This is a genomic window from Novosphingobium sp. ERW19, from assembly GCF_012641315.1.
Taxonomy (GTDB): domain Bacteria; phylum Pseudomonadota; class Alphaproteobacteria; order Sphingomonadales; family Sphingomonadaceae; genus Novosphingobium.
This window is the reverse complement of the sequence record NZ_JABAIC010000002.1, coordinates 332,432-345,279: the sequence shown is the minus strand read 5'-3', so window position 1 is coordinate 345,279 and position 12,848 is coordinate 332,432. Positions and strand designations below refer to the sequence as shown.

The 12,848-nt window shown below is 64.0% G+C and carries 12 protein-coding genes and 1 tRNA gene; 10 read left to right on the top strand and 3 right to left on the bottom strand.

What is annotated here, in order from left to right:
- The first annotated feature begins 36 nt into the window (after nt 1-36).
- The 4 genes from phaR (at nt 37) to HGI46_RS05010 (ending at nt 5,922) form a co-directional block, all read left to right on the top strand.
- Nucleotides 37-588 (top strand): polyhydroxyalkanoate synthesis repressor PhaR, encoded by a 552-nt coding sequence (gene phaR / locus HGI46_RS05025; protein WP_118073894.1) that lies wholly within the window; start codon nt 37-39, stop codon nt 586-588.
- A gap of 68 nt (nt 589-656) precedes the next feature.
- Nucleotides 657-2,204 carry a proline--tRNA ligase gene (proS, locus tag HGI46_RS05020; RefSeq protein WP_168903344.1) on the top strand — a complete coding sequence of 516 codons (1,548 nt, stop codon included), beginning with the start codon at nt 657-659 and terminating at the stop codon, nt 2,202-2,204.
- 79 nt (nt 2,205-2,283) lie between these two features.
- Nucleotides 2,284-3,603: a M20/M25/M40 family metallo-hydrolase gene (locus HGI46_RS05015; protein ID WP_168903343.1), complete on the top strand. Its 1,320-nt coding sequence runs from the start codon at nt 2,284-2,286 to the stop codon at nt 3,601-3,603.
- A 39-nt stretch (nt 3,604-3,642) separates the two neighbouring features.
- Nucleotides 3,643-5,922, top strand: a complete 2,280-nt coding sequence (locus HGI46_RS05010; RefSeq protein WP_168903342.1) for a VacB/RNase II family 3'-5' exoribonuclease — start codon at nt 3,643-3,645, stop codon at nt 5,920-5,922.
- Here the strand turns inward: HGI46_RS05010 and HGI46_RS05005 are convergent, their stop codons facing one another.
- A complete protein-coding gene (locus HGI46_RS05005) occupies nt 5,923-6,381 on the bottom strand; it encodes a universal stress protein (RefSeq protein ID WP_039332326.1) in 459 nt (152 codons plus the stop codon).
- A 172-nt stretch (nt 6,382-6,553) separates the two neighbouring features.
- Here HGI46_RS05005 and HGI46_RS05000 point away from each other — a divergent pair, with 172 nt between their 5' ends.
- From HGI46_RS05000 to lpdA, 3 genes are read left to right on the top strand one after another with little or no spacing between them, the layout of a single operon-like run.
- Nucleotides 6,554-7,840 carry a pyruvate dehydrogenase complex dihydrolipoamide acetyltransferase gene (locus HGI46_RS05000; protein ID WP_168903341.1) on the top strand — a complete coding sequence of 429 codons (1,287 nt, stop codon included), beginning with the start codon at nt 6,554-6,556 and terminating at the stop codon, nt 7,838-7,840.
- A gap of 36 nt (nt 7,841-7,876) precedes the next feature.
- Complete coding sequence (locus HGI46_RS04995; RefSeq protein WP_039332329.1) at nt 7,877-8,263, top strand: acyl-CoA thioesterase; 387 nt, start codon at nt 7,877-7,879, stop codon at nt 8,261-8,263.
- A 13-nt stretch (nt 8,264-8,276) separates the two neighbouring features.
- Nucleotides 8,277-9,689 (top strand): dihydrolipoyl dehydrogenase, encoded by a 1,413-nt coding sequence (gene lpdA / locus HGI46_RS04990; protein ID WP_168903340.1) that lies wholly within the window; start codon nt 8,277-8,279, stop codon nt 9,687-9,689.
- A 77-nt stretch (nt 9,690-9,766) separates the two neighbouring features.
- Here the strand turns inward: lpdA and HGI46_RS04985 are convergent, their stop codons facing one another.
- Nucleotides 9,767-10,417, bottom strand: coding sequence for a hypothetical protein (locus HGI46_RS04985; RefSeq protein ID WP_206065539.1), 651 nt, complete (start codon nt 10,415-10,417; stop codon nt 9,767-9,769).
- Nucleotides 10,418-10,555: 138 nt separating this feature from the next.
- Between HGI46_RS04985 and HGI46_RS04980 the strand changes: the two genes are divergently transcribed.
- On the top strand, nt 10,556-10,699 hold the full coding sequence (locus tag HGI46_RS04980) for a hypothetical protein (RefSeq protein WP_168903338.1): 144 nt from the start codon (nt 10,556-10,558) through the stop codon (nt 10,697-10,699).
- Nucleotide 10,700: 1 nt separating this feature from the next.
- Here the strand turns inward: HGI46_RS04980 and HGI46_RS04975 are convergent.
- Nucleotides 10,701-10,790 (bottom strand) — tRNA-Ser (locus tag HGI46_RS04975).
- 161 nt (nt 10,791-10,951) lie between these two features.
- On the opposite strand from HGI46_RS04975, the gene HGI46_RS04970 reads away from it, so the two are divergent.
- Nucleotides 10,952-11,947 carry a lytic murein transglycosylase gene (locus HGI46_RS04970; RefSeq protein WP_240946608.1) on the top strand — a complete coding sequence of 332 codons (996 nt, stop codon included), beginning with the start codon at nt 10,952-10,954 and terminating at the stop codon, nt 11,945-11,947.
- On the top strand, nt 11,931-12,836 hold the full coding sequence (locus HGI46_RS04965; protein WP_240946588.1) for an SPOR domain-containing protein: 906 nt from the start codon (nt 11,931-11,933) through the stop codon (nt 12,834-12,836). Before HGI46_RS04970 ends, HGI46_RS04965 begins: the two co-directional genes overlap by 17 nt.
- Nucleotides 12,837-12,848 lie beyond the last annotated feature (12 nt).

Here is a 12,848-nt window from a genome sequence, read left to right as displayed (position 1 = left end):
TAATACTATCGGCACGTCGCAGTGGGGGCCCAAACCATGGCCAGTGAATCCAAGTCCAGCGGCACGGTTATAATCAAGAAGTACGCAAACCGTCGCCTCTACAATACCAGTACCTCAAGCTACATCACGCTCGACCATCTTGCACAGATGGTTAAGGACAATGTCGACTTTCAGGTGATCGATGCCAAGACGGGTGCGGATCTGACGCACGCGATCCTGACGCAGATCATCATGGAGGAGGAATCCGCCGGCGAGCAGATGCTGCCGACCAATTTCCTGCGACAGCTGATCTCGATGTACGGCAATTCGATGCAGGCATTCCTGCCGGGCTATCTGGAAGCTTCGATGGAGCACTTCCGCGAGAACCAGGCCAAGATGCGCAAGGCGATCGAGGAAAGCATCGGCGCCAATCCGCTCGCCCAGATCGCGCAGCGCAACATGGAAATGTTCAAGGCTGCCGCTGCCGCCTTCGTTCCCGGCGCGACGGCCAAGGACGAGACTGCTCCAGCTGCCGAAGGCGATGACCTTGATGTCCTGCGCAAGCAGATGGCAGACATGCAGAAGAAGCTCGACGAGCTTTCCAAGTAAGCGGCTTTCCTTCCCGTGATGCCTATGACGGCATTGCGGGAAGCGCTTTTGCGCTTTAACGCGCCCTCATGAACAAGCCCGCAATCAAGCACGCGCTCAACGTCAAGCGCGCTGACGACTTCGCCCAATGGTATCAGGCCGTAATTTCGGAGGCCGAGCTTGCCGAGGAATCCGGCGTGCGCGGCTGCATGGTGATCAAGCCGTGGGGCTATGGCATCTGGGAGCGCATCCAGAAGCTGATGGACGCGGAGATCAAGGAAGCGGGCGTCGAGAACTGCTACTTCCCGCTGTTCATCCCGCTGTCCTACTTCGCCAAGGAAGCCGAGCACGTCGAAGGCTTTGCCAAGGAGATGGCGGTCGTCACCCACCACCGCCTGATCTCTGACGGCAAGGGCGGACTGACGCCCGATCCCGAGGCCAAGCTGGAAGAGCCGCTGGTCGTTCGCCCGACCTCGGAAACGGTGATCGGTGCGGCAATGGCGCGCTGGGTCCAGTCGTGGCGCGACCTGCCGCTGATGGTCAACCAGTGGGCGAACGTCGTGCGCTGGGAAATGCGCACCCGCATGTTCCTGCGCACCAGCGAGTTCCTCTGGCAGGAAGGCCACACCGCGCACGCCGACGAAGCCGATGCGATGAACGAGACGCTGCGCGCTCTCGAAATGTATCGCGCCTTTGCCGAAGGCCCGCTGGCGATGCCGGTGATCGCCGGGCCCAAGCCCGAGAACGAACGCTTCCCCGGCGCGGTCGAGACGTTCTCGATCGAGGCCATGATGCAGGACGGCAAGGCACTGCAGGCCGGCACTTCGCATTACCTTGGCACCACATTCGCCCAGGCGGCGGGCATCCGTTATCAGGACAAGGAAGGCCAGCAAGCGCTGGCGCACACCACATCGTGGGGCGTTTCGACGCGCCTTATCGGTGGCGTTATCATGACCCACGGCGACGACGACGGCCTTCGCGTGCCGCCTCAGGTGGCGCCCCAGCAGATCGTGATCCTGCCGATGCTGCGCGACAACGACGGCGACGAGGCGCTGCTGGCGTACTGCGAAGACATCCGCAAGGCCTTGGCCAAGCAGAGCGCCTTCGGCGAGCGCGTGCGCGTCCTGCTCGACAAGCGTCCGGGCAAGGCCACGCAGAAGCGCTGGGCCTGGGTGAAGCGCGGCGTGCCGCTGATCCTCGAGATCGGCGGCCGCGATGCCGAAGGCGGGCAGGTTTCGGCGCTGCGTCGTGACAGGCTGTGGCGCGAGGATGCCAAGCCCAACTTCATCGGGCAGGCCAAGGACGACTTCATTGCCTCGGCTGCAGCGGAACTCGAGGCTATACAGAATTCGCTCTACGAAGAAGCGCGCCAACGCCGCGATGCGCAGATCGTGCGTGACGTGACCGACCTTGACGGCCTGAAGACCTACTTCGCCGAGGGCAACAAGTACCCCGGTTGGGTGGAAATGGGCTGGAGCAAGCCTACCGGCTCGGCGCTCGACAAGGTGGTCGAGCAGCTCAAGGCGCTCAAGCTGACGATCCGCAACACGCCGCTGGATGCTGCAAAGCCGGACGGGATGTGCCCGTTCACGGGCGAGCCGGCGATCGAGAAGATCCTGATCGCACGGGCTTACTGATCGAAGAGGGTGGCAGGCAACTGCCACCCTTTTTGCAAGGGGCCTTGGCGTTGCCGGCCCTGGCGCTAGTCTCGGCAGGATGAGATACGCGCTTTACCTGGCTCCGTTCCTTTGTTCGACCGCCGCCCTGGCCGCGCCCGAGGACGCCATCTCCGAGGCACGGCTTCGCGCCGATGTCGAAAAGCTGGTCAGCTTCGGCACGCGCCACACGCTGTCTTCGCAGACCGACCCGAAGCGGGCAATCGGTGCGGCGCGCAAATGGGCCGAAGCGGAGTTTCGCAAGAGCTCGGCCGCCTGCGGCAACTGCCTGGAGATCGTGCTGCCGGAAACGGTGGTAAGCGGCGATCGGGTGCCGGTGCCGACCCGCCTTGTCGATGTGGTAGCGATCCAGCGCGGCGCGGAACGCCCCAACGAAGTGGTCATCGTGCAGGGCCACATCGACAGTCGCGTCTCGGACGTGCTCGATGCGACGAAGGATGCGCCGGGCGCGAACGATGACGGCTCGGGCACCGCCCTGGTGATCGAGGCCGCGCGGGTGCTGTCGCGGGAGAAGTTTCCGACCACCATCGTCTACGCTGTGCTTTCCGGTGAAGAGCAGGGATTGCTCGGCGGCAAGCTGCTTGCCGATTATGCGGCACAGCAGGGCTGGACGGTGAAGGCCGTGCTCAACAACGATATCGTCGGCGGCTCGACCGGATCAGACGGCTACAAGGACGACGCGCACGTTCGCGTCCTGTCCGAAGGCCCGCGCGCCGATGCCACCGATGCCCTGCGCGCCCAGATGCGCCGCTATGGCGGTGAGAATGACAGCCCGTCGCGCAACATCTCCCGCTGGGTTGCCAAGCTTGCCGAGAGGGACGCCGCCGGGCTTGCCGTGCGCCAGATCTGGCGCGCTGATCGGCTCGGCCGTGGCGGTGATCAGTTGCCGTTCTCGGACAAGGGCTACCCCGCGATCCGCTTCACCGTGGCGGTCGAGGATTACGAACACCAGCATCAGGACCTGCGCACCGAGGGCGGCGTGAAGTTCGGAGATACTATCGACGAAATGGACTTTCCCTACCTCGCCAAGGTGACGCGACTGAACGTGCGCGCGCTGGCGAAGCTGGCACGGACACCAATGCCGCCAGTTCCCGTCGTCAAGGGCGCAGTGCAGGCGAGCACGGACATCGCGTGGCAGCCTGTGGCGGGGGCAGCGCGCTATGTGCTGTGGCAGCGCCGCACCGATGCGCCGATGTGGGAGACGCGGTTGCTCGAAACCTCGGACGTCAAAGCAAGCCTGCCGGGCGTGCGCGCGGACGACTGGTTGTTTGGCGTCAGTGCAGTGGCAGCAGATGGCAGTGAAGGCCCGATCGCTTCGGCGGTGCCAGGCGGGCAGTTCGCCCCGCTTCCGAGGCCTTAACTTCTTGCCATACGCGACCATAACGACCACATGCCGCCAATGGCCAAGAACAAGTTTCCGCAAGGGCTCCCGACGCGCCAGCAGGTGCTGGACTTCATCGCACAATCGGACGAGCCTGCGGGCAAGCGCGAGATTGCCAAGGCTTTTGGCCTGAAAGGCACCGAGAAGATCGCACTGAAGACGCTGCTCAAGGACATGGCCGAGGAAGGCCTGATCGATGGCAACCGCAGCGCCTTCCACGCGATGGGCGGCGTGCCGCGCGTTACAGTGCTGCGCATTGTCGAAATCGATGAGGGCGAACCGGTCGCCATCCCCGACAGCTGGCAGCCTGAGGACGCAAGCCCGCCGCCGCGCCTGCGCGTGGTGGAGCCGCGGGGCAAGGCGCGGGAGCGCGGCCCGGCGCTGCGGGTGGGCGACCGCATTCTGGCGCGCACCGAGGAAGCGGGGAAGGGCTGGCTCGCCCATCCGATGAAGAAGCTCCAGGGCAGCGAAGAGCAGTTGATGGGTGTCGTCGAAGTGGACGGCGCTGGCAAGGGCTGGCTCGCGCCGGTCGACAAGCGCGTGCGCAATGCCGTGCCGATCTCGGACCTTGGCGGAGCCGAGGCGGGGCAACTGGTGCTGGCCGAGCCTGCCGGGCGTTCGCCACGCTCGGGCATGAAGGTTGTGGCCGTGCTCGGCGATCCTCTGGCGCCGCGTGCGTTCAGCTTGATCGCGATCCACAAGCACGGCATTCCGTTCGTGTTCCCCGAAGCCGCGATCCGCGAGGCCGAGGACGCAGCGAAATTGCCGCTGAGCGAAGACAAGCGCGAGGACCTGCGGCACCTGCCGATCGTGGCGATCGATCCGGCCGATGCGCGAGACCATGACGACGCCATCTGGGCCGAGCCGGACGGGCAGGGCGGCTTCAACGCCCTCGTCGCGATTGCTGACGTCAGCTTTTATGTCCGCCCCGGGGGACAGACCGACCGCGAGGCGCGCAAGCGCGGCAACTCGGTCTACTTCCCCGACCGCGTCGTGCCGATGCTGCCCGAAGTGCTGTCGGCAGACGTCTGCTCGCTGAAATCGGGCGCAGACCGCGCGGCGATGGCCTGCCACCTCTCGATCGACAGTGAAGGGCGGATCAAGGACTGGCGCTTTACCCGTGCGATCGTGCGGATCGCCGAAGTGATCGCCTATGAAGAAGCGCAGCGGCGCATCGATGCGGGTGAAGCTGAGGCGCATCTTGCCAACCTGTGGGACGCGTGGCGACTGCTGGAAAAGGCGCGGAATGCACGCGATCCGCTGAACCTCGAATTGCCCGAGCGCCGCGTGGTGCTCGACGAACAGGGCAAGATCGCAGAGATCGCGATTCGCGAACGGCTTGATGCGCATCGCGTGGTCGAGGACTTCATGATCGCGGCCAACGTTGCGGCGGCCAAGGCGCTGGAAGCAAAGGTCGCGCCGGTGGTCTATCGCATTCACGAACCGCCGAGCCGCGAAAAGCTGGTGGCGCTGAAGGACTATCTGGCGACATTCGATCGCAAGCTTTCGCTGGGGCAGGTCATCACACCTTCGCTATTCAACCGCATGCTCAAGGACATCGCCGACGAGGCGGAGAAGGCGCTGATCATGGAGGCGGTGCTGCGCAGCCAGACGCAGGCTTATTATGGCCCGCGCAATGCTGGCCACTTCGGCCTCAGTCTCGGGTCTTACGCCCACTTCACCTCGCCGATCCGGCGCTATTCGGACCTTCTTGTGCATCGCGCGCTGGTTGATGCTTATGGGCTGGAGCAGCCGCGGCCCAAGGCTGACCTGCCGCCGACGTCGGGCTTGTCCGACCGCGACCGGGGCGACCTGGCGCGCGTGTCCGAAGCCATCAGCAATGCCGAACGCCGTGCGATGGAGGCCGAGCGTGACACCATCGACCGCTACGTCGCGGCCTGGCTGTCGGGCAAGGTCGGTGAGGTGTTTGATACGCGAATCACTGGCGTCCAGAAGTTTGGCCTTTTCGCCACGATCATCGGCCTGGGTGGCGATGGCCTGGTGCCAGTCTCCACGCTGGGGGCAGAGCGCTTCAACTATGACGAGAAGGCGCAACGCCTGATCGGGGAGTTGAGCGGCGAGGAATTTGCCATGGGCCAGATCCTCAAGCTGCGCCTTGCCGAGGCCAACCCGCTGACCGGCGCGCTCAAGTTCGAGCCGGTGGACGTGGCCGAGGGCGTGCAGCGGATCGAACGTCGCGGGGGCAAGATGGAGCACAAGCCCAAGCGGCAGGGAAACTACATCGCCGGCAAGCGCGGCCGCCCATCGAACATCCGGCACCAGGGCAAGCGCAAATGATCAGCTGAAGCGGTCGATTTCCTCGTCCGAGATCGCGCCGGGGACGATCATCAGCGGGCAGGGCAGCTGGCCGGCAATTCCGGCGAAGTGGCTGACCAGTGGCCCGGGATTGCCGCCTCCGGCTGCGCCCAGCACCAGCGCGGAGACTTCCGGGTGCTCGCCCAGGTATTCGCGCACCACTTTGGGGCCATCGCCCATGCGTACCGAGATTTGCGGAGAAAGGCCTGACTCGCTGGCGAGACTTCCGGCGGCGGTCATGGCGAGAACTTCGGCACGGTCGCGCGCTTCCTCCTCGATCGTGGCCTGTACTCCGCCGAACGCAACGAACTGCTGCTGCGGCACCAGGGCAAGAATGTGGACAGTGCCATCGGTGCGCACCGCGCGCCTTGCCGCGAAGCGCAAGGCGCCCTTGGCTTCGTCAGTCTCGTCCATGATGACCAGATATATGCGCTGCGACATGGCGAATTGTCCTCTCGACGCACACGTATCGGCAAATTCGTATGCGGCGCAAGCGGCAAGCCACTTGACCCGACGCGCCAGACTGGTGAAATGGGCCTGTCAAAAGATGCAGGGGTGGTTTCCGCTACGACCCCTTCGCTTTATTGCCATCAGGACACGGAAAAACACGCCCATGCCCATCGCCATCAAGATGCCCGCCCTCTCCCCCACCATGGAAGAGGGGACGCTTTCCAAGTGGCTGGTCAAGGTGGGCGACAAGGTTTCCTCTGGCGACATCATGGCCGAGATTGAGACCGACAAGGCCACGATGGAGTTCGAGGCTGTCGATGAAGGCACGATCGTTTCGATCGACGTTGCCGAAGGTGCCGAAGGCGTGAAGGTCGGCACCGTGATCGCGATGATCGCGGGCGAGGACGAAGACGCCAGCGCGCCCGCGCCGGTTGCAAAGCCTGCCGAACCTGCACCTGCTGCCAAGGCCGAAGCAGCATCTGCGCCCGCAGCCGCGCCTGCTCCGGTCGTTGCCGCAGCGCCCGCTCCGAAAGGTGACCGCGTGATCGCCAGCCCGCTGGCCAAGCGCATCGCCGCGGACAAGGGCATCGATCTTGCCGGTGTGGCCGGTTCGGGCCCCAACGGCCGCATTGTTCGCGCCGACGTCGAAGGTGCGAAGCCCGCCGCAGCCGCGCCTGCTACCGCTGCGCCCGCCGCCACTGCAGCACCGGCAGCAGCGCCTGCCGCGGCTCCGGCTCCTGCAGCCGTGCCCGATTTCGGCATTCCGTACGAGGCAACCAAGCTCAACAACGTGCGCAAGACGATCGCTCGCCGCCTGACCGAGGCGAAGCAGACGATCCCGCACATCTACCTCACCGTCGACATCCAGCTCGATGCGCTGCTCAAGCTGCGCGGCCAGCTCAACAAGGCGCTCGAGGTGCAGGGCGTGAAGCTCTCGGTCAACGACCTGATCATCAAGGCTCTGGCCAAGGCGCTGGTGCAGGTGCCCAAGTGCAACGTCAGCTTCGCGGGCGACGAACTGCGCACTTACAGCCGCGCCGATATCTCGGTTGCCGTCGCTGCGCCTTCGGGCCTGATCACGCCGATCATCGTCGATGCCGGCAACAAGTCGATCTCGGCCATCGCCACGGAAATGAAGACGCTGGCCGGCAAGGCGCGTGAAGGCAAGCTGCAGCCGCACGAGTATCAGGGCGGCACGGCTTCGCTGTCCAACCTCGGCATGTTCGGGATCAAGAGCTTCGACGCGGTGATCAACCCGCCGCAGGCGATGATCATGGCTGTCGGTGCGGGCGAGCAGCGCCCTTACGTGATCGACGGCGCGCTGGGCATCGCCACGGTCATGTCGGCCACCGGCAGCTTCGACCATCGTGCCATCGATGGTGCCGACGGTGCCGAGCTGATGCAGGCGTTCAAGAACCTGATCGAGAACCCGCTGGGTCTGGTGGCCTGAGCCTGATCGCCTGAAACAAGTCGCAGGGGTGCAATGATGGCCGATCCGCTACCACAGGGCGAACCGGCCATCCGCATCACGGCGATGCCAGCTGATGCGAACCCCGCCGGCGATATCTTTGGCGGATGGCTCATGGCGCAGATGGACATGGCGGCAGGCATTGTTGCGGCACGAAGGGCCAAGGGCCGCGCTGCCACGATTGCCGTGGAGGGCATGACTTTCCATCACCCGGTCCATGTGGGTGACGAGGTCTCGGTCTATGCCTCTCTTGCCAAGGCGGGACGCACTTCGATGACCATCGATGTGGAAACCTGGCGCCGCGCGCGGACCGGCGAAGACCGCCAGAAGGTAACCCAGGCACGATTCTTCTTCGTCGCCATCGACGACGAACGCAAACCGCGGCCTTTGCCGCAGACAGACTGACAGGAGCATTTGCGTGGCTGACCAATACGACGTCATCGTCCTCGGATCGGGCCCCGGCGGCTATGTCGCGGCGATCCGCTGCGCGCAGCTTGGCCTGAAGACCGCCATTGTCGAACGCGAGAACCTCGGCGGCATCTGCCTTAACTGGGGCTGCATCCCGACCAAGGCGCTGCTGCGCTCGGCAGAAGTGCTGAACCACATGAAGCACGCCGCTGCCTATGGTCTCGCTGCCGACAATATTCGCGCCGATCTCGATGCGGTGGTCAAGCGCTCGCGCGGCGTGGCCAAGCAACTCAATCAGGGCGTCACACACCTGATGAAGAAGAACAAGATCACCGTGCATATGGGCAATGGTGTCCTGAAGTCGGCAACCTCGGTCGAGGTTACCGGTGAGAAGGGCACGGAAGTAATCTCGGCCAAGCATGTGATCGTCGCCACCGGCGCCCGCGCGCGCGATTTGCCGTTCGCCAAGGCCGATGGCGAGCGCGTATGGACCTATCGCCACGCGATGACGCCCAAGCAGATGCCGACCAAGCTGCTGGTCATCGGGTCGGGCGCCATTGGCATCGAATTTGCCAGCTTCTACAATGACATGGGTGCCGAAGTTACGGTCGTCGAGATGATGGACCGCGTGGTTCCCGTGGAAGATGCTGACGTTTCGGCCTTCCTCGAAAAGGCGCTGACCAAGCAGGGCATGAAGATCATGACCGGCGCGGGCGTCGAGAGCCTTGCCATCTCAGGATCGGGCGTGAAGGCGAAGATCAAGGGCAAGGACGGCAAGGTTGCCGAGGCCGACTACAGCCATGTCATCGTCGCCGTCGGCATCGTGCCGAACACCGAGAACATCGGGCTTGAGACCGTGGGCGTGAAGGCCGAACGCGGCATCATCGCCATCGACGGCTATGGCCGCACCAATGTGAAGGGCCTCTGGGCCATCGGCGATGTCACGCCGGGTCCATGGCTGGCGCACAAGGCGAGCCACGAAGGCGTGATCGCCGCCGAAGCCATTGCCGCCGAACTCGGCAACAAGGACGTCCATCCCCATCCGATGGACCGCGCCAACATTCCGGGCTGCACCTACTGCCACCCCCAGATCGCCAGCGTCGGCCTGACCGAAGCGAAAGCCAAGGAAGCCGGTTACGAACTGAAGGTCGGGACTTTCCCGTTCATCGGCAACGGCAAGGCCATCGCGCTGGGTGAGCCGGAAGGCTTCGTGAAGACCGTGTTCGACGCCAAGACCGGCGAGCTGCTCGGTGCCCACATGATCGGCGCGGAAGTGACCGAGATGATCCAGGGCTACGTCGTCGGCAAGACGCTCGAGACGACCGAAGCCGAACTGATGCACACCGTCTTCCCGCACCCGACGATCAGCGAATCGATGCACGAAAGCGTCCTCGCTGCATACGGACGCGCTATCCACATCTGAGGATCGGCAACGGGCAAGAAAAAGGGGGCGCGGACAGGTCATCTGCCCGCGCCCCCTTTTTGTGTTCGAGCGAAACTTCAGCTGGCAGGCGTGGCCACTGGCGCCGTTGCCGCCGGAGCAGCCACCGGCGTCGACACCAAAGTGCCCGCCACAACCCGCGCGGCGGAATCCGGAACCGTGAATGTCAAAGGCTCAGCGGTGCGCCCACGCAATTGCTGCCCGTTTACAATCGTTGCCGAGCGTCCTGTCACGAATGCGGAAAACACCCCGACGGCGACGGCCGTGCCAACGGTTGCACCGGTGTTTCCTTCGCCTTCCTGGCGATGATTGCCCGTCAGCGAAACGCGCTTGCCACCCAGATCGAGCCAATCGAACGACACTTCCATCTTGCCCGACTTGCCGAATGCCCCCTTGTTGGTCATCCAGGTTACAGTGCCTTCGCCCATGGTACCCTTGGGAATCACCACATACCCGTCCTGCATCACATCGAACATGGTCGAGAGACGGAACTTGTACCCTTCCTTGAGCTGCTTGCCCTTGGTGGTCAGCGTATCGTTCGGAGTGATCACCACTTCAGAGTTCGGCGGAAGGATGATCTGCCGCATGACGGGTGCTGCCGGAGCCGCCGGCATTACGATTGCTGCCGGCGCAGCTGTCGTTTCTTGAGCCAATACTGGGCTCTGCGCAGCCGCGAGTAGCGCGACCACGCCAAATACTTGACGATGCATCTGAACTTCCTTCCCTGTTGCCCAATCTCGGACGTTCCACATGAGCAACACAAAGACAAGATCAGAAATGGAGTAATCTACTAACCATCGGAACACTCTTCCCGCTGGAGATTTTCCATGCCAAGGAGAGAGAGTTCAATGGAATTCGAGATCGAAGAGCCCCTGAATCCGCTGCCGTGGGAAGCAGAATTGCACCGTAAGACGGTGAAGCCCGGTCACTCGGTCGACCGCAACGACATGACCATGAAGGCGCTCGAAATACCGGAATCGGAGGAAGAGTAATTGGCGGACAGGGTGGGATTCGAACCCACGGTGAGCTTCCACCCACGGCGGTTTTCAAGACCGCTGCCTTAAACCACTCGGCCACCTGTCCGCACGGCTAGCATTACCTGATGGCGATGCTGGCTCGGCTCGCCGTTAGCGTGTTTGGCGTCGGTCGCAAAGGGGATTCCCATCCATGGTGTTCCGTGCGACATCGGTTTCATGATGTTTCTGAAGAATGCGAAGGCGATCCGGGCGTTTGGCGTGGCTGCCATGGCGCTGCTTGCGGCAGGCCCTGCTGCCGGGCAGGTCGATGAGGACGAGGCAGGCTTTCAGGGGTATCTGCAGCTTCTTGCCGCGCGCGGACGCGCCGAAGGTGTGCGCGAATCGACAATCGCGGCAATGACTTCCGGGCTCACTCTCAACCAGCGTGTGATCCAGCTTGACCGTGCGCAGCCGGGATCTTCCTCGGGCACCATACCGGCGTTTGAGCCTTACCGTCGGCAGCATGTCGATTCGGCACGCATCATGCGCGGGCGGCGACAGTACGCCGCCGCGGTCGGTCAGATCGGCGGGATCGAACGACAATACGGCGTCCCCGGTCCGGTCCTCATGGCAATCTGGGGGCATGAAACCGACTACGGCGGTTATACCGGCAATTTCGATTTGCCGCGTGCGCTGGCAAGTCTCGCTTACGAAGGACGGCGGCGGGAGCTGTTTGCCGACGAATTCGTCGCGGCGATGAAGATGGTCGATCGCGGCGTCCCGCGTTCGAAGCTGGTCGGCAGCTGGGCTGGCGCTTTCGGCAATCCGCAGTTCCTGCCGTCGGTCTATCTCCGCGTGGCGCAAGACGGCGATGGCGATGGTTTTGCCGACATCTGGAACAACCGCACCGATACGCTGGCTTCGATTGCAAATTACTTTCGCGATGCCGGTTGGCGCCCGGGCCAGCCCTGGGGCGTTGCCGTCAGCGTGCCGGATGGGCTTGATCGCGCCAGCCTCGGCACCACGTTGAAAAGCCCCCGCTGCCCGCGCGTGTTTGATCGGCACACCGGATGGAAGACAATGGCTGAATGGCGCGCGCTCGGCATAGTGCCCCGCGCCGGAAACTGGCCCGCCGACAATGTCATGGCCAGCTTGCTCGAACCCGATGGGCGCGGGCGGACGGCCTATCTGCTAACCGGAAATTATAGGGTTATCCTCGATTACAACTGCTCGAACTTTTACGCCCTGTCCGTAGGACTTCTTGCAGATGAAATATCCCGTTAACCGTCTCGCGCTTGTCACCACGCTGCTGCTGACCGCCTGCGGTAGCGCGAATGCCGGTGTTTCAAGACCTTCAGGCGCTTCGATGGCCGGGCCGGCGGGCGACTACCCGATGGTGTTGGGCGCGCCTTTCGAGGTTGAAGGTGTGACCTACACCCCGGCAGACACGCTGAACTACGATTCGGTGGGGTATGCCCAGATGTCAGGCGGGGATGGCGTGTCCGGCGCGCACCGTACGCTGCCTTTGCCGAGCTATGTCGAAGTGACTTCGCTCGAAACCGGCCGGACCATTCTTGTTCGCCTGACCGAGCGCGGGCCGATGACCGGCAGCGATCTGGTCGCGCTGTCCGCAGGAGCATGGTCGCAACTGGGCGCCGCGCCAGGCAGCCGTCTGCCGGTGCGTGTCAGGCGCGTCAATCCGCCCGAAGCAGAACGCGCCTTGCTCCGTACCGGTGGCCAGGCTCCGGCCCGGATGGACACACCCTCCGGCCTGCTCGCGGCCTTGAAGCGCAAATTGGGTATCGCACCCGTCCCGCCGGTGGCAGCCGGGCCTTCCGTGCCGACCGTGTTGGCTGCCGTCGCCGCACCCGTACCGGCTTCGAAGGAAGTAAAAGCGACAGCCAAACCCGCACCGAAAGCTGAGGCACCCAAAGAGGCACCGAAGATCGCGGCGCGCGGGCCGACAAAGGCGTATTACATCCAGGTCGGGGCCTATTCGACGAAAGCCCGGGCCGAAGCGGCCGCCAAGGCCACCGGCGGCGCGGCCTCTCCCACCGGCAACTTGTGGCGCGTACGCACAGGGCCGCACAAGGATCGTGGACAAGCCGATGCGGCGCTGGCGAAGGTTCGCGCGGGCGGCTATGCCGATGCAAGGGTCGTGACCGCGCCTTGATCCCGGGCGCAG